This is a genomic window from Caldicellulosiruptoraceae bacterium PP1 (genome assembly GCA_041320695.1).
Taxonomy (GTDB): domain Bacteria; phylum Bacillota; class Thermoanaerobacteria; order Caldicellulosiruptorales; family Caldicellulosiruptoraceae; genus JBGGOQ01.
On sequence record JBGGOQ010000004.1, the window covers coordinates 69,070 to 92,543 of the forward strand.

17 protein-coding genes and 1 pseudogene are annotated in these 23,474 nt (G+C 29.5%); 16 read left to right on the forward strand and 2 right to left on the reverse strand.

What is annotated here, in order from left to right:
* From ACAG39_07630 to ACAG39_07695, 14 genes and pseudogenes are all read left to right on the forward strand, one after another.
* Complete coding sequence (locus tag ACAG39_07630) at positions 1 to 2,229, forward strand: O-antigen ligase family protein (GenBank protein MEZ0537111.1); 2,229 nt, start codon at positions 1 to 3, stop codon at positions 2,227 to 2,229.
* A gap of 27 nt (positions 2,230 to 2,256) precedes the next feature.
* On the forward strand, positions 2,257 to 3,033 hold the full coding sequence (locus ACAG39_07635; protein ID MEZ0537112.1) for an ABC transporter permease: 777 nt from the start codon (positions 2,257 to 2,259) through the stop codon (positions 3,031 to 3,033).
* A 15-nt stretch (positions 3,034 to 3,048) separates the two neighbouring features.
* The gene (locus ACAG39_07640; protein MEZ0537113.1) at positions 3,049 to 3,783 is read left to right on the forward strand and encodes an ABC transporter ATP-binding protein; all 735 of its coding nucleotides are present in this window, start codon (positions 3,049 to 3,051) and stop codon (positions 3,781 to 3,783) included.
* A gap of 30 nt (positions 3,784 to 3,813) precedes the next feature.
* Positions 3,814 to 4,545, forward strand: a complete 732-nt coding sequence (locus ACAG39_07645) for a sugar phosphate nucleotidyltransferase (GenBank protein ID MEZ0537114.1) — start codon at positions 3,814 to 3,816, stop codon at positions 4,543 to 4,545.
* Between the two features lie 14 nt (positions 4,546 to 4,559).
* Positions 4,560 to 5,021 (forward strand): dTDP-4-dehydrorhamnose 3,5-epimerase family protein, encoded by a 462-nt coding sequence (locus ACAG39_07650; GenBank protein ID MEZ0537115.1) that lies wholly within the window; start codon positions 4,560 to 4,562, stop codon positions 5,019 to 5,021.
* 12 nt (positions 5,022 to 5,033) lie between these two features.
* On the forward strand, positions 5,034 to 5,972 hold the full coding sequence (rfbB, locus tag ACAG39_07655; GenBank protein MEZ0537116.1) for a dTDP-glucose 4,6-dehydratase: 939 nt from the start codon (positions 5,034 to 5,036) through the stop codon (positions 5,970 to 5,972).
* Positions 5,973 to 5,996: 24 nt separating this feature from the next.
* Positions 5,997 to 8,984, forward strand: coding sequence for a glycosyltransferase (locus ACAG39_07660; GenBank protein MEZ0537117.1), 2,988 nt, complete (start codon positions 5,997 to 5,999; stop codon positions 8,982 to 8,984).
* 51 nt (positions 8,985 to 9,035) lie between these two features.
* The gene (locus ACAG39_07665) at positions 9,036 to 10,046 is read left to right on the forward strand and encodes a glycosyltransferase family 2 protein (GenBank protein MEZ0537118.1); all 1,011 of its coding nucleotides are present in this window, start codon (positions 9,036 to 9,038) and stop codon (positions 10,044 to 10,046) included.
* Between the two features lie 5 nt (positions 10,047 to 10,051).
* Positions 10,052 to 10,897 carry a dTDP-4-dehydrorhamnose reductase gene (gene rfbD, locus ACAG39_07670; GenBank protein MEZ0537119.1) on the forward strand — a complete coding sequence of 282 codons (846 nt, stop codon included), beginning with the start codon at positions 10,052 to 10,054 and terminating at the stop codon, positions 10,895 to 10,897.
* Positions 10,898 to 10,901: 4 nt separating this feature from the next.
* Positions 10,902 to 11,783, forward strand: coding sequence for a glycosyltransferase family 2 protein (locus ACAG39_07675; GenBank protein MEZ0537120.1), 882 nt, complete (start codon positions 10,902 to 10,904; stop codon positions 11,781 to 11,783).
* A gap of 2 nt (positions 11,784 to 11,785) precedes the next feature.
* A complete protein-coding gene (locus tag ACAG39_07680) occupies positions 11,786 to 13,156 on the forward strand; it encodes an undecaprenyl-phosphate glucose phosphotransferase (protein MEZ0537121.1) in 1,371 nt (456 codons plus the stop codon).
* Between the two features lie 115 nt (positions 13,157 to 13,271).
* Complete coding sequence (locus tag ACAG39_07685; protein ID MEZ0537122.1) at positions 13,272 to 13,619, forward strand: nucleotidyltransferase domain-containing protein; 348 nt, start codon at positions 13,272 to 13,274, stop codon at positions 13,617 to 13,619.
* A pseudogene (locus tag ACAG39_07690) lies at positions 13,612 to 14,016 on the forward strand (HEPN domain-containing protein). Before ACAG39_07685 ends, ACAG39_07690 begins: the two are co-directional and overlap by 8 nt.
* A gap of 78 nt (positions 14,017 to 14,094) precedes the next feature.
* The gene (locus ACAG39_07695; protein MEZ0537123.1) at positions 14,095 to 15,723 is read left to right on the forward strand and encodes a CTP synthase; all 1,629 of its coding nucleotides are present in this window, start codon (positions 14,095 to 14,097) and stop codon (positions 15,721 to 15,723) included.
* A 10-nt stretch (positions 15,724 to 15,733) separates the two neighbouring features.
* Here the strand turns inward: ACAG39_07695 and ACAG39_07700 are convergent, their stop codons facing one another.
* Together ACAG39_07700 and ACAG39_07705 are read right to left on the reverse strand one after the other, a co-directional pair.
* Positions 15,734 to 16,237 carry a hypothetical protein gene (locus ACAG39_07700; GenBank protein ID MEZ0537124.1) on the reverse strand — a complete coding sequence of 168 codons (504 nt, stop codon included), beginning with the start codon at positions 16,235 to 16,237 and terminating at the stop codon, positions 15,734 to 15,736.
* Positions 16,238 to 16,270: 33 nt separating this feature from the next.
* Complete coding sequence (locus ACAG39_07705; protein MEZ0537125.1) at positions 16,271 to 16,870, reverse strand: hypothetical protein; 600 nt, start codon at positions 16,868 to 16,870, stop codon at positions 16,271 to 16,273.
* Positions 16,871 to 17,064: 194 nt separating this feature from the next.
* On the opposite strand from ACAG39_07705, the gene ACAG39_07710 reads away from it, so the two are divergent.
* Positions 17,065 to 20,145 carry an S-layer homology domain-containing protein gene (locus ACAG39_07710; protein ID MEZ0537126.1) on the forward strand — a complete coding sequence of 1,027 codons (3,081 nt, stop codon included), beginning with the start codon at positions 17,065 to 17,067 and terminating at the stop codon, positions 20,143 to 20,145.
* A gap of 227 nt (positions 20,146 to 20,372) precedes the next feature.
* The gene (locus ACAG39_07715) at positions 20,373 to 23,384 is read left to right on the forward strand and encodes an S-layer homology domain-containing protein (GenBank protein MEZ0537127.1); all 3,012 of its coding nucleotides are present in this window, start codon (positions 20,373 to 20,375) and stop codon (positions 23,382 to 23,384) included.
* The last annotated feature ends 90 nt before the right edge of the window (positions 23,385 to 23,474 follow it).

Here is a 23,474-nt window from a genome sequence, read left to right on the forward strand (position 1 = left end):
ATGCTATATTTTGAGAGGAGATTTAATATGACAGCACAAAAGCAAAAGAAAAATGCTTATAAAAAAGAAAATATCAATATTTTATCCAATAATATAAGTAATAATAGCTATTTATGGATTAACTATTTGTTTTTAGCAATATTATCCTTAGTAGTTTTGATGAGCCCATTTTATAGAGGGCTTTACTTTGATTATGAACTATTAGCTTTTCAAGCTATTATATTTTCATTATTTGTTGCGTTTGTTATTTATTCGTTCATCAAAGAAAAAACATTTTTATTTAAAGAAAAGTTTGAATATCTTCTTTTACTATTTATAGGTGTATATTTTATACCATTTTTCTTTGCAGCTAATAAAAGACTTGCAATTGGAGAATTTATGAAATACATCTTTTATTTTGCTATATTTATAATGGCATATAGAATGGCAAAAAGCATTTTAGAAAGAAAAATAATACTAAATGCATTATTTATATCCACATTAGGTGTTGCTTTTTTTGGATTTCAGGCATCTGTGGGACTTATTCCTGAATCATCAAGGCCATTTGGAATGGCTATGAACGGTCTTTTTGTGCAGAATATGATTAACTCCACATTACAATATCACAATACAGCAGGAACAGTTTTAGCTTTTGGAATGATTTTAGGACTTTTACTTGCTCTTTTAAATGAGAATAGATTTATTTCAAGCTTATATTTCGGATTGACTTCAGTTGTAACGTCAGCATTTATATTTACTTATTCAAGAGGCTGTTATGTAACACTACCCATAGCTTTATTTATTATGTTTTTAATGCTGCCAAGAGAAAAAAGGATTTCGCTTGTATTTAATTTTGTTGCATTGATGATACCTGTTGTTATTCTTCTAAAGCCTATTAGTAGTTCAATGAATCCTAATAGCAAGTTAAAGCTATTTTTACTATTATTTATTGAGCTTTTAGTAGCTTTTATTATATGCCTTGCACTTACATTAATTAAAAATTTACTAAATAAAATTAGCAATAAGGTTTATCTTTTTGGTTTTATCATAGTGGTAATAATAGGAATAATTGGTATATATATAGCTTATGTTAAAAAACTTTTACCACAGGATCTTGTTTCAAAGATAGCATCAATTAGCTTTAAAGAAAGAAATTTTCAAGAAAGACTTGTTTTTTATAAAGATGGACTTAAGATATTCTTAAAAAGCCCTATTTTTGGATATGGTGGTGGCACATGGGTATCACTGTATTTTATGTATCAATCATATTTATATTTCACAACACAATCACATAACTACTTTTTGCAGGTGTTATTAGATACCGGAATAATTGGGTTTGGTATATTAGTATATCTTTTGTACTTCTTTTATTCAAAGGTATTAAAAGCATGGAAACAAAAAGAGTATTTATCAAATATAATTATTGCGGGAGTTACTGCTGCAACTGTGCAGCTTTATCTTCATTCAATATGGGATTTTGATTTTTCCTTGGCATCTGTTCAGGTCTTATTATTTGCATCATTAGGAGTTTTGTATTCGGTTGTTAAAGAGAAACTATTGGATAGTGAAGGGAAAGTACTTGAAATAAAAAAGCCATCAAAAGTTCTTTCACCAATGGTTGCAGTTGTATGCTTCTTTTTGATTATAATATCACTTAACTTTAGAGTAGGACATTACAACGCAAATTTAGGTAGTCAAGCATTACAAGTAAATGATATTCCAAAGGCTTATGAATATCTATCAAAGGCAGTATCATCTGATCCTTTATTAGCATCTGCAAGGCTTGATTATGCTACAACATTAACAAAACTTGGTGATCAGAAGAAAGATTCAGGAATTTTACAATTAGCAAATGAAAATTACAAAAAAGCAATAGCATATGATAGATTTAACTCAAGGATTAGAATGTCTTATGGAGCATTTTTATTATCACATGGCGATATTGAAAATGGATTAAAAGAGATAAACAACGCAATTAAATTCCAACCTTTAAAGCCATATAACTATGAGATAAAAGCAGATGCATATGCTAAGGTTGGAGACTATTATTTGAGTAAAGGAGAAAAAGAGAAGGCGAAGGGGTATTATAAGGTTGTTTTAGAGATACCAAAGGAGATTGAAAAGCTAAAAAAGGAAAGAGAAAAGATACCTAAAGAATTAATTGGGCAGGAAAAAATAACTCCTTTTGAAACAACCCAAAGAACTTTAGAGATAGTTAATTACGTAAATCAAAAGGTAAAAGGTTTATAAAAAGTTTCATGAAGGAGAGAAATGATTTTGACTACTTATATTCAAAATTTTATTAAGTACAAAGACCTTTTATATGAACTTGTTATAAGAGATGTAAAAATAAAATATAGACGATCTACATTAGGACTACTTTGGAGTTTATTAAATCCACTATTTATGATGATAATTATGACAATTGTATTTTCACACCTTTTTAGGTTTGATATAAAAAACTATCCTATATATCTTCTTAGTGGGCAGATAATTTTTACTTTTTTTTCTGAATCAACAAATATATCAATGAGATCAATAATTGATAATGCACCATTGATAAAAAAGGTATATATACCAAAATATATTTTTCCTGTTGCGAAGGTATTATCTTCGTTTATTAATCTTATATTTTCACTACTTGCTATACTTATTGTTATTATCGCAATGAGAATAAAAATAAGCTTGACTATATTGCTTTTCCCAATACCATTATTGTTTGTATTAATGTTCTCAATTGGTATGGGGCTTATATTATCATCATATGCTGTATTTTTTAGGGACATGATACATTTATATTCGGTAGGGCTTACTGCATGGACATATATTACCCCAATTTTCTATCCAAAAACAATAATCCCTGAAAAATATCGATTATTAGTAGAATTAAATCCTATGTATCATTATATAGAATATTTTAGAGATATACTAATAAACGGCAAAATTCCAAGTATAAACCAAACAATGATATGCCTAATTATATCAATATTTTTTATTGTTATTGGTACAGTTATATTCTACAAAAAACAAAATGATTTCATTTTGTATGTCTAAGATTTGGAGGGAAATATGTCGCAAAAATATGCAGTTGAGATACAAAATGTTTCAATGAGGTTTAATTTAGGAAACGAAAAAATTGATAGCTTAAAGGAGTATTTTGTAAAACTTATTACTAGAAAACTATATTTTCAGGAATTTTGGGCATTACAAGATATTTCTTTAAATATAAAAAAAGGTGAAGTTTTTGGGCTTATAGGACTAAATGGAGCAGGCAAAAGTACTCTTTTAAAGGTTATTGCAGGGGTTTTGAAGCCTACGAAAGGGAAAGTAATTGTTAGAGGTTCTATGGCTCCACTAATTGAACTTGGTGCTGGTTTTGATTATGACTTAACAGCAAGAGAGAATATATTTTTAAATGGAGCAATTTTAGGACATTCAAGAAGGTTTATGAAGGAAAAATTTGATGAAATAGTTGAATTTTCTGAACTAAAGGATTTTTTAGATGTTCCAATAAAAAACTTTTCTTCAGGAATGCAGGCAAGGCTTGGCTTTGCTATTGCAACAATTGTGGAACCAGAGATTTTGATAGTAGATGAGATTTTAGCAGTTGGAGATTTTCATTTTCAGGAGAAGTGTGAAAATAAGATAAAAAAGATGATAGATAACGGAGTTACCATTATTATGGTATCTCACTCAATTGAACAGATTGAAAGAATGTGTAAAAGGGTAGCATGGCTTGAAAAAGGCAAATTAAAGATGATTGGGCATACTAAAGAGATTTGTGAAGTTTACAAAAGAAGTTAATAACAGAAAAATGAAAAGGAATGATAAAAAATGAAAGGGATCATTTTAGCGGGTGGAACTGGTTCGAGGTTATATCCATTAACAAAGGTAACCAATAAGCATTTATTACCTGTAGGTAAATATCCAATGATATATCATCCAATTTTTAAACTAAAAAGAGCTGGGATAGACCAGATAATGATTATTACAGGTAAAGAACACATGGGAGCTGTTGTTAATCTTCTTGGTAGTGGAAAGGATTTTGGAGTAGAATTTACATATAGAATTCAAGATGAAGCAGGAGGTATTGCACAGGCTCTTGGACTTTGCAACTTTTTTGTAGGAAATGATAAGTGTGTAGTAATATTAGGAGATAATATCTTTGAAGATGATATATCAGAATATGTGAAAAACTTTGAAAAGCAAGATAAAGGTGCAAAGATTCTTATTAAAGAGGTTCAGGACCCTTATAGATTTGGGGTAGCCGAACTTAAAGGCGAAAATATAGTTTCAATAGAAGAAAAGCCAAAGAATCCAAAAAGCAATTTTGCTGTAACAGGAATCTATATGTATGACAGCAATGTTTTTGAAATAATTAAAACCTTAAAGCCATCTCATAGAAATGAACTTGAAATAACAGATGTTAATAATCAATATTTAAAAAGAGGAGAACTAACCTTTGATATATTAAAAGGTTGGTGGACAGATGCAGGGACTTTTGAATCATTGAAAAAAGCAAATGAGTTAGCTGATAATTTAGTCATTGATTTTCACCATGTTTAAATGAGGTGTTTTTAATGGAACTTATTGAAGGAGTAAAAGTAAAAGAACTCAAAAAACATGTTGATGATAGAGGATTTTTTATGGAAATTTTAAGAGATGATGATAATCTTTTAGAAAAGTTTGGACAAGCTTCAATGTCGTTAACTTATCCGGGAGTAATTAAAGCATTTCATTATCATAAGCTACAAGATGATTTATGGTTCTTTCCAAAAGGGAATGCACAGGTGGTTTTATATGATTTAAGAGAGAATTCTAAGACATATAAAAAAACAAATGTATTTTACTTGGGAGAGAATAATCCGATTTTATTATTAATCCCTAAAGGTGTTGCACATGGATATAGGGTATTAGGAAATGAACCAGCAATTATTGTATATTTTACAACAATGTCATATAACAGAGAAAATCCAGATGAATATAGAATAGCATGGGATGATAAAGAGATAAACTTTGATTGGACAACAAAGAATAGATAGGTGGTGTTTTAATTGGAAACAATATTAGTAACTGGTGGAGCAGGTTTTATAGGATGTAATTTTATAAGATATATGATAAATAAAGAAGAGTTTAAAATAATAAACTATGACTTGCTAACATACGCAGGAAACTTAGATAATCTAAAGGATATAGAAACTCATCCTAATTATGTTTTTTTAAAAGGTGATATATCAGATAGAAGCAAAGTAAATGATGTTTTTAAAAACTATGAAATAAACTATGTTATAAATTTTGCTGCAGAATCTCATGTTGATAGGAGCATAACAGGACCTGATATATTTGTTAAGACAAATGTCTTAGGAACACAAATTTTATTAGATGTTGCAAAACAACATAACATAAAAAAGTTTATTCAGATTTCAACTGATGAGGTATATGGTTCATTAGGTCCAACTGGTTATTTTACAGAAGAAACGCAACTATCACCAAATAGTCCTTATTCAGCATCAAAAGCATCAGCAGATATGATAGCAAGAGCATATTATAAGACTTATGGACTACCCATAAATATAACAAGATGTTCAAATAACTATGGGCCATATCAACATCCAGAAAAATTTATTCCAACTATTATTCTTAATGCAATAAAAGACAATCCTATACCTGTTTATGGTGATGGACAAAATATAAGAGATTGGTTATATGTAGAAGACCATTGTAGAGCTATCGAATTGGTTTTAAAAGAAGGGAAAATAGGTGAGATTTATAATATTGGCGGGAATAATGAATGGAGAAACATTGACATTGTAAAACTAATACTAAAGATATTAGGTAAACCAGAAAATTTAATTACCTTTGTCAAAGATAGACCCGGCCACGATAGAAGATATGCAATTGATTCAAGTAAGATACAAAGTGAATTAGGTTGGAAACCTAAGTATGAGTTTGATGAAGGGATAAAGAGGACTGTGGAGTGGTATGGGGAATAATCAGCTAAGAGAGGTTTTAGAGCTATGAGTTCTGACATTTATAATGATAAATACTATAATAATTATTTTAATGGGAATCCATATGACAGAAATTTTGAAACAATAATGAAATTTTTTGGAGATATTGCTGATTACATTATAAAGACATTTAATCCAAAACGAACACTTGATGTAGGCTGTGCAAAAGGTTTATTAGTTGAATGCCTTAGGGATAGAGGTGTTGAAGCATATGGATTTGATATATCAGAATATGCAATATCACAGGTAAGAGAAGATTTAAAACCTTTTGTTTGGGTTCAATCTGCACATGAGCCTATAAAAGAAAAATATGATTTAATTACATGTATTGAAGTATTAGAACATATTCCAAATGAATATGTTGACCAAGTTATCAAAAATATTACAAATTGTACCAATATAATTATAATATCATCTACCAGTTCGGCATTTGATGATCCAACTCATATTAATATAAAAACTAATATTGAATGGATAAATTTATTTGCAAAATATGGATTTGTTTTGGATTATAGATATAATACAACAGAAATTATAAGTAAGGATTCATTTGTTCTTTGTAGAAGTGAGATATATAATAGCAAGTTAGTTGAAGAAAATATGTTTATAAAAGAAAAAAATAAACAGTTGGGATATTTAATGACTCAATTACAAGAGGAATTAAATAAAATCTATAGATCAAAAGGATGGAAACTATTATTATATATTTATAAAACTAAAGAAAAGATTTATAAAATATTTCATAAAGCAATTAAATTGAGCAGAATAATGCATAAGTTAGTTAAATTATTTAATATAGTTAATATATTAAAAATTATAACTAAGGTTAAATCGATTGGTATTAAAGGAACATATAGTTTAATTAAAAATAAAATTAACTCTAATTACACTCCAATAGAATATGATTCTTTATTATGTGAGGCTGATATATCTAATAAAATAAAATATTTATTAGATAAATCAATAAAATTTAATATTGAAATTAATGAAAATAATTTTAATAGAATTGATATTTTTACAAATAAAAAAATTAATTATGGTATATCAATTATGTTAAAAATAAAAGATATTAATACAAATAAATTAATAAGAAAAGTTACTGTTAAGGATATAGATATAAAGGATGATGATTATACTATTTTTCAATTTGAACCAATTAAAGATTCTTCTAATAAAAAATATGAAATAACTATAGAAAATATAGGTCAAAAAGGAATCTATGTTTTTATTGATGAAAAGTATAATATATCAGACTATAATATAACTAGCGTAAATTTAATAAAAAGTAGAATATATATAAAAAAGTTTTTTGATAATATTTGTGAAGCATGGATTGACAAAAATGAACCAAAAGAAAAAGATTTAATTACACAAAGAAATACAAAGTTTATGATTGAACCTAAAATTAGCATTGTTGTACCAACATATAATACACCGAAGGAATTTTTAGTTGATATGATAGAATCTGTTCTAGACCAAACTTATAAAAATTGGGAATTATGTATAGCTGATGGTGGAAGCAAAAATAATACAAGAGATATATTAAAAGAATATGCTTTAAGAGATAGTAGAATTAAAGTAAAATTATTAGAAGGAAATAAAGGTATTGCTGGAAATTCTAATGAAGCGTTAAGCTTAGCAACGGGTGAATATATTGCTTTACTTGATCATGATGATCTATTACCACCTTTTGCATTGTTTGAAGTAGTAAAAGTTATTAATGAAAAGCCTAATGTTGATTTTATATATTCTGATGAAGATAAGATAACAGAAGATGGAAAAAAGAGATTTGATCCTCATTTTAAGCCAGATTGGAGTCCTTTTACATTAAGAAGCTACAACTATATTACACATTTAAGTGTAGTTAAAACAAGTTTAATTAAAAAAATAGGTGGTTTTAGAGAAGGTTATGATGGTAGTCAAGATTATGATTTGATATTAAGAGCCACTGAAATTTCCAAAGAAATATTCCATGTTCCTAAAATTCTATATCATTGGAGGATTTCAAATAATTCTACAGCATTAAAACCTGAAACAAAGCTATATGCATATGAATCAGCAAAAAAGGCATTAAGCGATCATTTGGAAAGATTAGATATTAATGGGTATGTAGAAAACGGACCAGTATATGGGAGATATAATATAAGATATAAATATGAAAAAGAACCTTTTGTATCAATTATTATTCCAAATAAAGATAATATTAAATATCTTGAACCATGTATTAATTCAATAATAAATTTAACAACATATAAAAATTATGAAATAATTATTTGTGAAAATAATAGTAATGAAAACAAAACTTTTGAATATTATAATAATTTATCTTCAAAATATAATAATATAAAAATTATTCAATATAAATCTAAATTTAATTATTCGTTAGTGAATAACTTTGCGGTTAAATATTCAAACGGGGATATTTTATTATTTTTAAATAATGATATTAAAGTGATTTCTGATGATTGGTTAAGTAATATGATTGAGATAATAATGATGAAAGATGTAGGTATTGTAGGAGCAAAATTGTTGTATTATGATAATACAATTCAACATATTGGTGTAGTAATAGGAATGGGAGGTGTAGCAGGTCATATTGGTAGATTAAAAAATAAATATTATTCTGGACATTTAGGTAATTTTCTTGTAACAAGAAATGTTAGTGCAGTAACAGGAGCATGCCTAATGATAAGAAAAGAAGTTTTTAATGAAGTCAATGGATTTGATGAAAGATTTGAAGTAGCATTTAATGATATAGACTTATGTTTGAAAGTAAGAGAAAAAGGTTATCAGGTTGTATTAACACCATATGCGGAGCTTTATCATTATGAATCAAAAACACGAGGTTATGAAGATACTATAGAAAAGCAACTTAGGTTTAAGAAAGAGATAGATTTATTTACTCAAAAATGGTATAAGGTACTAAAAGAAGGAGATCCTTATTTTAATAAAAACTTTGACCTTAATTATGAAGATTATGTAATAAAAATATAGTTATATAAAGGATTGAATAATTTTTATGTGTATTAGTTATATAAGATTAGGGTGATAAAAATAATTACAATTATTATTCCAAATTATAATGGATATAAATATTTAAATTCTTGCCTAAATTCACTATTAAATCAAACAAATAATAACTATAGTATAATAATTATTGACAATAATTCGAATGATAAAAGTATTGATATAATTAATTCTTTTAAAAAAAATAAATTAAATATTGAAATATTAAAACTAGATAAAAATTATGGATTTTCAGTTGCTGTTAATAATGGAATCAAGATGAGTGATGTAGAATATGTGATTGCACTTAATAATGATACAATTTTAGATAAGGACTTTGTTAAAAATATTTTGCATTACGTAAGAAATAAATCTAGTATATTTTCTTATTCTTTAAAAATGATACAGAATAATAATCCTTGTATAATTGATGATGCAGGAGACTATTATACAATACTTGGTTGGCATTATAAAAGAGGAAATGGGCTGCCTAAAGAAAAATATGATAAACCTTACGAAATTATCTCATCATGTGGTGGAGCAGCAATATATAATAAAAAGATTCTTGATGAAATAGGCTATTTTGACGAAGATTTTTTTGCATATCTTGAGGATGTTGATTTAGGTTTAAGAGCATTAATGAGGGGATATAAAAATTTTTATTGTCCAGATGCTGAGGTTCTTCATATAGGTAGTGCTACAACAGGTAGTAAGTATAATGAATTTAAAGTTAGACTAACTTCAAGAAACTCAATATATGTATTATATAAAAATATGCCATTATTTCATTTTATTATCAATTTTCCTTTTATTTTCTTGGGATACCTAATAAAACTTATATTTTTTACAAAGAAAGGATTTGGAAAAGTTTATATCAATGGCATTAAAGAAGGCTTGACAACATTATATAAATTTAAGCATAAAAGAAAAGAAAATATGAAAAAAAAGAAAATTTCAAATATAAAACTTGAATGGTATTTAGTTAAATCAACTGCTATTTTTATTTATGAGAATTTGCTTAGAATATATATAAAATTTTTTGGGAAGTGATAACAATGTTTCTTATTACCGGTGCGAAAGGGCAGCTTGGGCAAGAGGTTATTAGACAATTTGATGGGAAATATAAATACATAGGTATAGACATTGACCAGCTGGATATTACAGACAACAAAAAAACAATTGAGCTTATTAATGAAATAAAACCCACCCACATTATCCACTGTGCTGCATATACAAATGTAGACAAGTGTGAAGATGAAATTGATTTAGCATTTAAAGTAAATGCAATTGGGACAAGGAACTTAGCAATTACAGCCGAAAAGGTTAACGCAAAACTAATTTATATCTCTACAGATTATGTTTTTGATGGTGAAAAACAAACACCATATAATGAATTTGATGTGCCACATCCACAAAGCATTTATGGTAAATCAAAATTGGCTGGAGAAAACTTTGTAAAGGAATTTTGTAATAGATACTTTATTTTAAGAATAGCGTGGCTTTATGGTATAGAAGGCAATAACTTTGTAAAAACCATAATTAGATTAGCAAAAGAAAAGGGGAAATTAGAGGTTGTTGATGACCAAAAGGGTAACCCAACATTTACAAGAGATGTTGCCAAAATCATAGAATTATTGATGGAAACCGAAAAGTATGGTATATACCATGTCACCAATGAAGGGACAACATCTTGGTATGGCTTTACTCAAAAGATATTAAAAGAATTTAATATAGACTGTGATTTGCAGCCAACTACATCTGATAAATTTGTTCGTCCAGCTAAAAGACCTAAAAACTCAAGCCTTGATAAAATGATGTTAAGGTTAGAGTTAAGCTTAAAAATGAGGTATTGGGAAGAGGCATTTGAGGAGTTTGCTTCTGAAATGAAAGGAAGATTATAATTAAATGGATCTATCAATTATCATTGTAAATTACAATACAATTAATCTTTTAAGAGATACTTTAAAATCTATATTTGAAAATCCCCCAAAAAAGTATTCTTTTGAAGTTATTGTTGTTGATAATAACTCTCAAGATAAAAGTCCTGACATGGTTGAAAATGAATTTAAAAATGCTCTACTAATCAGAAATAAAAGCAATGATGGCTTTTCGGTTGCTAATAATATTGGAATCAAAAAAGCACAAGGAAAGTACATATTATTGCTAAACTCTGATACGCAGATTCTAAAAGATACATTAGATAAATGCCTTGATTTTATGGAACAAGAAAATAATAAAAAGATAGGAATACTTGGCTGTAAAGTACTATTAACAAATGGAAAACTTGATATTGCTTGCCGAAGGGGTTTTCCAACTCCTAAGAATTCATTTTTTAAAATATTTGGTTTATCAAAACTTTTTCCAAAAAACAGGTTTTTTGCAGGGTATAATCTTACTTATCTTGATGAAAATAAGTCATATGAGGTTGACTCTGTAGTTGGAGCATTTATGCTTATTCGAAAAGAGGTAATAGAAGAAATAGGGCTATTAGATGAAGATTTCTTTATGTTTGGTGAGGATATTGATTACTGTTTTAGAGCGAAGAAAAACAACTGGAAGGTTTACTACTTTGCAGATGCAGTTATTTATCACCATAAAAAAGGCTCTGGTAGGACAAATCCTAAAGTAATTTCGGCATTTTATGATTCTATGTGGATATTTTATAAAAAGCATTACATTGACGAATATCCAAAAACAGTTGCAGTTTTAATATATATAGCAGTAAAAAGCATAAAGTATCTAAAGCTTTTATCTGCAAAGTTGAAAAGCAAAAGGAAAGGGAAATAACAATGCATAATATAAAAAAGTTATATATTAACATTATTAAACTTATTGATATTATATTTGCTTTCCTTTCTTTTTTTATTGCCTGGTATATAAAATTTGAAAGCAATCTATTTCCTAAAACTGGACACTTGGATATAAGCAGTTATTTATTAATAATTGCAATATATATACCATTTTTTTTATTTTTATCTTCAAATACACAACAATATTTAAAAAAAATAAATATCTTTCAAGAAATATACTTAGTTCTACGTGCTAATTTCTTCTCAATTATTTTTGTTGTAGTTTTCTTCTATGTTGTAAAACAAATTGACTATTCGAGAATATTCTTATTAATTTTTGTATCCATAAATATTCTGTTTAATATTATTACAAGACTTCTTTCAGGTTATTTAGTTCAGGCAACAAATAGGGTAGTAAAAAGCGAAAATATATTATTTATTGGTAAGAATAATCTATCAAAGGGTCTACATAAGAAATTTCAAACTACATCTTACAAAAACTATAAAATAATAGGCTATATTGATGATTACAAAACCGATTTTGATATATTAGGGAAAACTTCTGATTTAGAAAAAATAATAAAAAATAATACTGTTGATGAAATTATCATTTCAATACCATTAGAAGAATACCATAAACTTGATAAAATTATTGATATTTGTGAAAAATATGGAGTAAGGACATATATAATTCCAGATTATTTAAAATATATACCTTCAAAAGCACAGATAGAAGCTATTGATGATATACCTTTAATAAATGTGAGGTATTCTCCTTTAGATGAATGGACAAATAGGTTTATAAAAAGAAGCTTTGATATTATTGTATCATTGCTTGGGCTTATTATATGTTTGCCTATCTTTTTAATTATAGCCATAATGATAAAATTAACATCAAAAGGACCAATAATATTTACACAAGAAAGGGTAGGCTATAACAGAAGAATTTTTAAAATGCATAAATTTAGAACAATGAAAGTTCAAAAGCCAGATGAAGAAAAGAATAAATGGACTACAAAAGATGATCCAAGAAGAACACCAATAGGTAAGATTTTGCGAAAGCTATCACTCGATGAACTACCTCAACTTTGGGATGTGTTAATTGGTAATATGAGCTTAGTAGGCCCAAGACCAGAAAGACCACAATTTGTTGAAAAGTTTAAGGAAGAGATACCTAAATATATGATAAAACATAGAGTTCGCCCGGGAATAACTGGTCTTGCACAGGTTCATGGTTTACGAGGAGATACTTCAATTGAGGAAAGGATAAAATATGATATAGAATATATAGAAAACTGGACATTCTCACTTGATATTAAAATATTATTTGCAACGATCTTTAAAGGTAAATTTATGGAGAATGCATATTGATTTTTTAAAAACAAAATTGCATTGTATACATTATTTTATGGGAAAAAATAAGAGATATAACATAAATAATATGAAAATGTTATAAAGTCAAATTTTAATAAGGAGAAAATATAAAATGCTAAGATATAGCATAAGGAAAAATGAAAAATGGTTAATTGAATATATTGAAGGTTTAAAAAATTTAATGGGCGATAGATTATCTTTAATAATATTGTATGGATCTTATGCACGCGGAGATTGGGATGAAGAATCAGATGTAGATATATTAATTGTAATTGATGATGATATAAATAATTTGCAATTATATAAACAAAAAATTGTAAGGCTTGAATCAGAAATAATTTTAAGATATGGAGTATTGATTTCTTCGATTATAACATTGAAAAGCACATATACTTCAAAAGTTAATTTTATACCATTATATATTAATATTAATAAGGAAGGTAAATTATTATATGGATAATTATAGATTGGAATTATCAAAGTATAGACTTGATAAAGCTAAAGAAGATTTTATGATTTCAAAACTAAACTTTGAAAATGATTATTATAATGGAGCAGTAAATAGATCATACTATGCAATATTTCATGCAATTAGGGCAGTATTAGCAATTGATGGATTTGATTCCAAAAAACATTCTGGTGTTATAGCATATTTTATAAAGCAATATATAAAGACAGGGGTATTTTAGACAGAACTATCTGAAATTATTCTTCAAGCTAATAATATTAGGCATGAAAGCGATTATGAAGATTTTTATTATGCATCTAAAGAAGAAGCAGATAATCAGATTAAAAATGCTGAAATATTTATTTCAAAAATTGAGCAATATTTGATACAAATATACAATAATACCTAATATTATATATTCCATTTGTATATGAAATCCATTATAATATAAAGGTTAAGGACAAAATCTTGTGGAGGTTGTAATATAATGCCTAAGGATTCGAAGGTAAAATATATATTTGTTACAGGTGGTGTTGTATCAGGACTTGGAAAAGGTATCACAGCAGCATCTATTGGAAGATTATTAAAAGCAAGGGGTCTAAAAGTTACTATGCAAAAGTTTGACCCCTATATTAATGTTGATCCGGGAACAATGAGCCCATATCAGCATGGTGAGGTTTTTGTAACAGATGATGGAGCTGAAACCGACCTTGATTTAGGACACTATGAAAGGTTTATAGATGAGAACTTAACAAAGAATAGCAATGTTACAACGGGAAAGATTTATTGGTCGGTTTTACAAAAAGAGCGTAGAGGAGATTTTTTAGGGGGGACTGTTCAGGTTATACCTCATATTACAAATGAGATTAAAGAAAGAATATATAGACTTGGCAAGAGTAATTCAACCGATGTTGTTATAACCGAAATTGGCGGAACTGTTGGTGATATTGAAAGCCAGCCGTTTTTAGAAGCAATAAGACAGGTTGCGACTGATATTGGTAAAGAAAATGTTTTGTATGTCCATGTAACATTGGTTCCTTATCTTGGTAAATCAGGAGAGCTTAAAACAAAGCCAACTCAACATTCAGTAAAAGAGCTAAGAAGTATAGGTATTCAGCCTGATATAATAGTTTGTAGAACTGAAAAACCACTTTCAGATGATTTAAAGTCAAAAATAGCCTTGTTTTGCAATCTAAAACCTGAGTATGTAATTCAAAATCTTGATGCTGGGAGCCTTTATGAAGTTCCATTGATGCTTGAAAATGAAGGACTTGGGGAAATTGTATGTGAAAAACTGGGCTTCCCATGTACAAAGCCAGATTTAGCAGAGTGGGTTTCAATTGTAGAAAAAGAAAAGAATCTAACCGAATGTGTTAAGATAGCATTGGTTGGTAAATATGTAGAGCTTCATGACGCTTATCTCTCTGTTGCCGAAGCATTGAAACATGCAGGAATTTTTAATAGTGCATGTGTTAAAATTCTCTGGATAAATGCAGAGGAAGTTACAAACGAAAATGCAAGTGAATTATTAAAAGATGCTCATGGCATATTAGTTCCCGGTGGATTTGGAGATAGAGGTATTGAGGGCAAGATTGCTGCAATAAAGTATGCGAGAGAAAGCAAGACTCCATTTTTTGGTATATGCCTTGGTATGCAGTGTGCTGTAATCGAATTTTCAAGAAATGTTTTAGGATTTACAAATGCTAACTCAACTGAGTTTGATGAATCAACACCATATCCTGTTATTGACATAATGCCAGAGCAAAAGGATGTTTACACAAAAGGTGGAACAATGAGGCTTGGTATTTATCCTTGTAAACTTGAGGATAATACAAATGCCAGAAGGATATATAATGAGGAACTTATCTATGAAAGACATAGACATAGATATGAGTTTAATAATGAATATAAAGAAAGATTTAAACAGGCAGGGTTAATACAATCTGGTATCTCTCCAGACAGAAGGCTTGTTGAGATTGTAGAATACAAAGACCATCCATGGTTTATTGGGGTGCAATTTCATCCTGAGTTTAAATCAAGACCACAAAGGCCACACCCGCTTTTTGCAGATTTTATAAGGGCTTCGATAGAAAATAAGAAAAAAAGAGAGGACTAATCCTCTCTTTTTATCTTCTTCTCCTATAATTATAAAAGCTACTTATTTCTCTCGAGCTTCTATATCTTCTCTCATGCTTTCTGTGCCCAGATGATATTGAAATAGGCAAAAAGGCTAAAAACAATATTGTCAGTAGAATGTTAAGGCCAATATGTACAAAAAGATAAATAGGTTTTCCAAGAATAAAGCTTGGCTTTATATATTTTGAATACTGAACAATTCCCATAAGTTCAATAGAGAGTGCTTGTAATAAAAAGTCCCATATAGCTGAGTAATAAACATTGAAAATAAAAAATATTAACATTAAAATTGATACAAAAAAGCTTGGGAACAAAATAAAGCTAACAGTTATGTAAAACTTAAAGCCAAATGCTAAAACATATATTAATAGAATACAAAAAATTGACCATATTAAAAGATGCTCAGCATTTTTAGAGAAGAGATTTGTTCCAGCAAAGAAGAACAGACTTAAAAAAAGCCACAAGAAAAACTGCTCAGAAAATTTCAATTTCATATCATCGCTCTAATATAAGAGCCTTCCTCCCTTCTATTTCACCTCATAAACAAATTTACTTTTCAGAAAATCATCGGGTACTATAATTCTATTTGGTTTGAAAAGCTCAATTCCTGCCTTTTTAAAGCTTGTCCAAATCATTTTTGTACAGTAAGTAAGATTTTCATTCTGGATAGGAGCTAATAAGAAAAAAACACTACCAACATTTTCTTCAATGTTTATGCAAGCCTTTATTTTGATGTCATCTGAAGTCATTATGCGAAGTATCTTACCATAAGAATAGTATTTATAATGTTCAACAGGCACATATCTAATTCCTTCACCAATATTACCATCTACTGTTAAGCCATTGCCGATATACAAGGCAGCGTGAGTATAAGTTCCATAAACACTTTTTGGATTACCTACAATTATTATATCACCCACTTTTAGTTTTTTAAAATCAATTGTGTTTACATCACCATTATAAAACCCATCAGCGTAGTAACCCTTTAATGTAAGGACTATTACCTTTAATTCTATTGGTAATTTAGCAAAATATTGTTCATGTATGAAATTAATATACAAAATAAATGAAAAAATTAACAGGAATATTATAACAACAAACAATAATTTTCCATTAAATATTTTCATACACAACCACCTCTTTGATATTATACATTAATTTTCATATATAATTAATATATTTTTGTAATTGTGTTTCATTGACGTTACAATTAGATAACAAGTCTGTCATTTTAATTGACTTATGTAAACCTCGTTGCTAAAATTGAATTGTAAGTCGGGTAAAACCCGATAAAAAAATTATATCAGGAGGGTTATATAGCATGTCAAAGTTTAAAAAACTTATTGCTATCATTACAGTATTATTATTCGCCCTTTCTATCATAGCTCCTGTTTTTGCACAGGGTGAAACAACTACAAACCCTGTATACGACGAGGCAGCTAAAGTTCTTAAAGATAAGGGTGTCATGCAAGGGAACCAAAATGGGGATCTTATGTTAACAAAAGCTCTAACAAGAGCAGAGGTTGTAACAATGATATTAAGGTCCCTAGGTCAAGAAGCAGCAGCAGAGGAATATGCTGATGCTGATGCTTCATTTAAGGACACAGCTAATCACTGGTCCAAAAAGTATGTAGAGCTTGCAAAGGAAATGGGTATAGTAAATGGTTACCCAGATGGAACATTCAGACCAGAACAAAAAATTAAGTTTGAAGAGCTTTGCAAGCTTTTAGTTGCAGCTATGAACGAAACACCAGCTGCAGGAAAATGGCCGCTAAACTATGTTAGAAAAGCACTTGAACTTGGGCTTTTCAATGGTATTGAAGATGAAGTAGGTATTGGTGATATTGTTATAAGAGGTCAAGCAGCAGTTGCATTCCAATCAGCATTCTTCCAACCAGAAAAGCAATTGACAGTTAAGAATGTTCAAGCACTAAGCAACACTTCAATCCAAGTAGATATTGCAGCAGCAGAAGGACAAACATTAGCTGACGGAGATGTTGCAGCAGTTGACTTTGATATTAAAGATGCAGCAAATGAATCACAACTTCTTGGTATTTCAGACGTATCATTTGATGCAGCTTCAGGCAAAGCTATAATAAAGACAGCAGCTCAAGAAGCAGGAAAGACATATAAGCTATACTTCAGAGGCCAAGATACTACAAAGACTTTTGTTGGTCTACCAGCTGATCTAAATGTAGCTGAAGTATCAACAGATAACCTAAAAGCAATTAATGTTAAATTTAATGATAAAGTTGACAGCACAACATTAACAACTGATAACATAAAGATTGCTAATCACACAATTGAATCAATAAAACTATTAGATGATGGCAAAACAGCAGTAGTTGTTGTAAGTGGTAACATAGGCCAATTTGAAAAAATTTCTCTTTCATTAGATAACATAAAATCAATTTATGGTAAAGTTTTATCTGGCTACACAAAAGAACTTGTTGTTTCTGACATCAAAAGACCTGAATTGTTAAGTGCAAGTGCATTAAACTACAAAACAGTTAAACTAATGTTCTCAGAACCAATTAACCAAGCAATTGATTCTAACCCAGCTTACTATCCATTAAGAAGCAACATTAAGATTGATGGCCAGATAGTAGCAGCAAATATAGCAGCAGTAGATCAGGTTGAAAAGTCAATAACATTAAAGCTTTATTCACCACTTGCTAAAGGAACACATGTAATTGAAGTTTCAGGCTTGGTTGACTTTGCATCATTCAGCATGGATACAAAAAATGTATCATTTGATGTAGCAGAAGATGTTCAAGCACCATTTATAACAAATGTAGCACTTGTTGACTCAAAGACATTTGAAATAACATTTAATGAAATGTTAGATCAAATCGGAACATTTAAGGTAAACGGAGTTGCACCACAAACAGTTACTCCAGTAGCTGATTCAAACAATACTAAGTTTACATTAAAGATGGCTTCATCATTACCATTTGGAACAAGACTTGTTGCAGTAAGCTATGTTGGGCAAACTGACTTAGCAGGAAACAGCGTTTCAACCGAACAAACAAAGTACGTAGAAATTGCTGATGATACAACATCACCAGATGCGAAGGTTGAAATGCAATCAAATAACGACATAGAAGTAACATTTACAAAACCAATTAGACTTGACTTTGATTCAAGCTATCAACCATATGTAAAACTACTTCAGGGAACAACTGAAAAGGCAAGTGTTGCAATAAACCCAGCATGGTTTGGTACAACACAAGATACTATGATTATTCCAGCAGCAACATTTGGCTTTGACTCAACAGATGTAGCATCATACACATTAAGAATTACAGGTATTAAAGATGCTTCAATAAGACAAAACCCAATGGCTGATAAAGACTTTGCAATATCAGTAGCTGATACAAAGAAACCAAATACAGCACCATATTTTGCAGTAACACAAGATGCAGCTAACTCAGATAATGACTTTGTAACACTTTACTTCACAGAAGCTATGGATGCTTCAACACTTGCTAATGCAAGTAACTATATCTATAATGATGGAACAGCAGACAAACCATTAGGTTCACTTGCATCATTTGTAAAACTTGTAGTAGCTCAAGACAAGAAGAGTGTACAAATTTACATGAAGAATGCAAGAACAATACCTCAAACAGCAACATTTAAGGTATTTAACCTAAAAGACTTAGCAGGAAACACAATAGTAACAGACGCAAATGGATTTAAGACAATTGCAATGTTACCTAACCAAGACTTTGCAGTTGCTGGCAATGTATATGCAGTATCACTAAATGAAATAAAAGTAACATTTAATAGAAGCATAGGTTCAATAAACCCAGCAAGCTTAAAGCTTGTATACAGTGGAACACCATCTGTTGAAATTGCAGTAAGAGGTGCAGTAGTTGACCCAGACAACAATGGTAGCACAAATGTAGCTAAACTAACACTTGCTGGCTCAATAAATGCAACTGATGTACAAAACTACACATTAGTAGCATTAGCTAATGCTGGTTATGTTGATGGCATAGTTGACACATATGGCAAGAAGTTAGCATACAGTGGTGCTTATGTTGTAAATGACCAGATTAAGCCAACTGTAACAGTTGCAACTGGTGACAATGCAGGCGAAATCAAGGTAACATTCTCAGAAACTGTAGCTGCAACATACGCTGATATTGAAAACTCAATCATAATCTCAAAGATGTTTGGTGATTATGCAAGAGTTAAATTGCAAAACGGTGTAACATACAGAATTGCTGATGGTAATGAATCAGGATTCAAGACAATAGTTCTAATGCTAAATGGTATTTCAGCAACAGATAAGCAATACTCATTATTAATATCTGCAGGTTTAATTAAAGATAAGGCTACAACAGGTGCTAATGATATAGTTCCTGTTCTACCATCAATAGTTTCAGCAAAATAAAAGCTCATTAAATATTAAGGGTTAGGGAAAAAATTTCTCTGACCCTTATTTTTTTATAGTAAAATATATTTATACTGGGTTTAATACTTTTTCAAAAATATTTCGATAAAATTACAATTCTATTACAAATCACTTCTAATAATTGACTATGAAAAATATACCTGTTAAAATTTTAATGTAAGTAAGGGGTAAAGCCCCTAAAATAATACAAGGAGGTTTTTTAGGGTATGAAGAAGTTTAAAAGACTTATTGCAATCGTAACAGTTCTTCTATTTGCCCTAACTATAGTAGCTCCTGCATTTGCACAGGACGAAGCAACAACAAATCCTGTGTATGATGATGCTGCTAAGGTTCTAAAAGATAAGGGCGTTTTACAAGGTAACGAAAATGGAGATCTTATGCTTGATAAGACTCTCACAAGAGCAGAAGTTGTAACAATGATACTTCGTGCAACAGGTCAAGAAGATGTTGCAGAAGAATATGCTGATGCTGATGCTTCATTCAGCGATACAGCTGACCATTGGGCAAAGAAATATATAGAAGCTGCAAAAGAGCTCGGTATTGTAAATGGTTATCCAGATGGCACATTTAAGCCAGAAGCTCCAATCAAATTTGAAGAGCTCTGCAAATTATTAGTTGCTGCAGCTAACGAAACACCAGCTGCAGGGAAATGGCCACTCAACTATGTAAAGAAAGCACTTGACCTTGGATTCTTCAATGGTATTGAAGATGAAGTAGGTATAGGGCAAGTTGTAGTTAGAGGTCAAGCAGCAGTTGGATTTGCAGCTGCATTCTTCCCACCAGAAAAACCAGCTCCAGTTGTTAAGGATGTTCAACCAGGTGATAATACATCATTTGTTGTAACACTTGAACCAGCTGCTGGTTATACATTAGAAGATGGTGATGTAACAGCTGCAGATTTCGAAGTTAAAGATGCTGCAGATGAAACAAAGACACTTGCAGTTAAAGATGCTACATTAGATGTTGCTACAGGCAAAGTTAAAGTAACAACAGATCCACAAGTAGCAGGTAAGACATACAAAGTATTCTTCAGAGGTCAAGACACAACAAAAACATTTGCTGGCGCTCCAGTAGATTTAACAGCAGATGTTCCAAATCCAGACAATCTTAAGTCATTTACAATCAAATTTAACGATGAAGTTGATCCAGCAACATTAGTTAAAAATGATACAATTAAAGTTGATGGTAAAGATATTTATGATTTGAAATTACTTGATGATAATAAAACTGTATATGTAGTTTTGTCAGATAAATTTGATCAATTTACAAAATATAATGTATTAATAAATGGTGTTAAATCTAAATTTGGCAAGACATTAACAAACTTTAGCAAAGAAGTATCTGTTTTGGATTCAAAACAACCAGAAGTAACAAAAGTTGAAGCTTTAAATCCAAAACAAATTAAAGTAACATTTAGTGAACCTATTAACGAAACAAAATCAGATTTATATTCATTAAGAGATAAAGTAAAAGTTAATGGTTTATATATAACTGCAAAAATTACATCAGTTGATCCATTAACAAATTCAATAGTATTTGAACTTTATTCAGCATTAACAAAAGGTACACAAAACATTGAAATTACTGGTTATCAAGATTTTGCTAATTATACAATGGTGGCTAAACAAACAACATTTGATGTTCAAGAAGACATAAAAGCACCTACATTAGTAAAAGCTACATTCCAAGATAAACAAACAATAATTGTTGAATTTGATGAACCATTAGTTTCTGGTACAGATTCAACAGTTCCTTATGGAACATTTAAAGTAAATGGCAATGTTGCAACAGCTAAATTTGTTGATAATACAAATAATACTCAGGTTAAATTGACATTATCACCAGCTTTATCATTTGGTACATTATTAGCTGCAATAACTTACCAAAATCAAAAAGATTTAGTTGGAAATACTGTATCAACTGAACAAACATATACTTTATCAATTACAGATGACACAATACCACCAGTAATTAATAATATCGAAGTATTAGATGGTAATACTGTTAAGGTAGTATTCTCAAAACCAATGAGTAAAACAGATGGTACTGTAACTCAAGGTACAACATCTAATAATGTGCAGTCTTCATGGTGGACAGATGACTATACATTACAAATACCAGCAGATAAAGTTGGTTTGGCATCAGTTAATGGTGGGAACTACACAATTAAGTTCGAAAACTTTAAAGATATGTCTATACGTGGCAATGCAATGCTAACAGTTGAGAAACCTATTACAGCAAAAGATACTGTAAAACCAGTTGTTTCAGACAAATTTAAAGTTGAAAACGGATCAACATCAGATTATGATGTAGTAAAGATATTCTTCTCAGAACCAATGAATAGAGATACAATAGCAAATGTATCTTCATATGTATACGTAGATGCAGGAAATAATGAATATCCATTATCTGCAGTATCAAACTTTACCGGTTTGACTGTAGCATCTGATAATAAGAGTGTTACAATTGGTTTTAAGAATGCAAGAACATTTACTACAGAAAAATTCAAGTTATTTGCTATGAAAGATTTAGCAGGTAATTTAATAGAGACAAATGGTGTAGCAGTTGTATCACTAATTGGTAGTGCAAATGCATTAGTAATTAATTCAGCAAAGGCTACTTCAGCAACAGAAGTTACTGTCACATTTAATAATAAAATTGTATCAGTAGATCCTAGAATATTAAAATTAAAAGTTGGCAACAGTGAATTTGCATTTAGTAGTGCAACAATTGATACTACAAATAGTAATGTAGTTAAATTTACAGCAACAACAAATATCCCAGCTGATACTGCAAATACAAGCATTTCAATTTGGGATTCTAGTAAAATAACAGATATTTATGGACAGAATTATAGAAATTCAACTGATACATTTGTAGTTAATGATGGTATTGCACCTACAGTAACAATTGCAACTGGTGATAACTCAAAACAAATTAAATTAACATTTAGTGAAACTGTCAAAGCAACATATGATTCTCAAGTTTATGCAAGCATTATTATGGTTAAAGTAGCAGATGGTTCATTTGTTACATTAGATAGTTCAAATGTTGCTTATGGTAGTGGTGAAAATAAAGATGGATTTAAGACATTAATAATTACTGCACCTGAAGCAACAACTGATTATTATATAACAGTTTCACCAACATATATTAAGGACGCTCTTGCAGGTAATGCTGTTGAACCTCAAATTAATGTAAAAGTAACTTCAAAATAGTTATAATCAATATAAATTTTATTTGAATAAAATTTATAAATAACAGAGGTAGGAATAAAATACCTACCTCTGTTATTTGTCGCTATATCA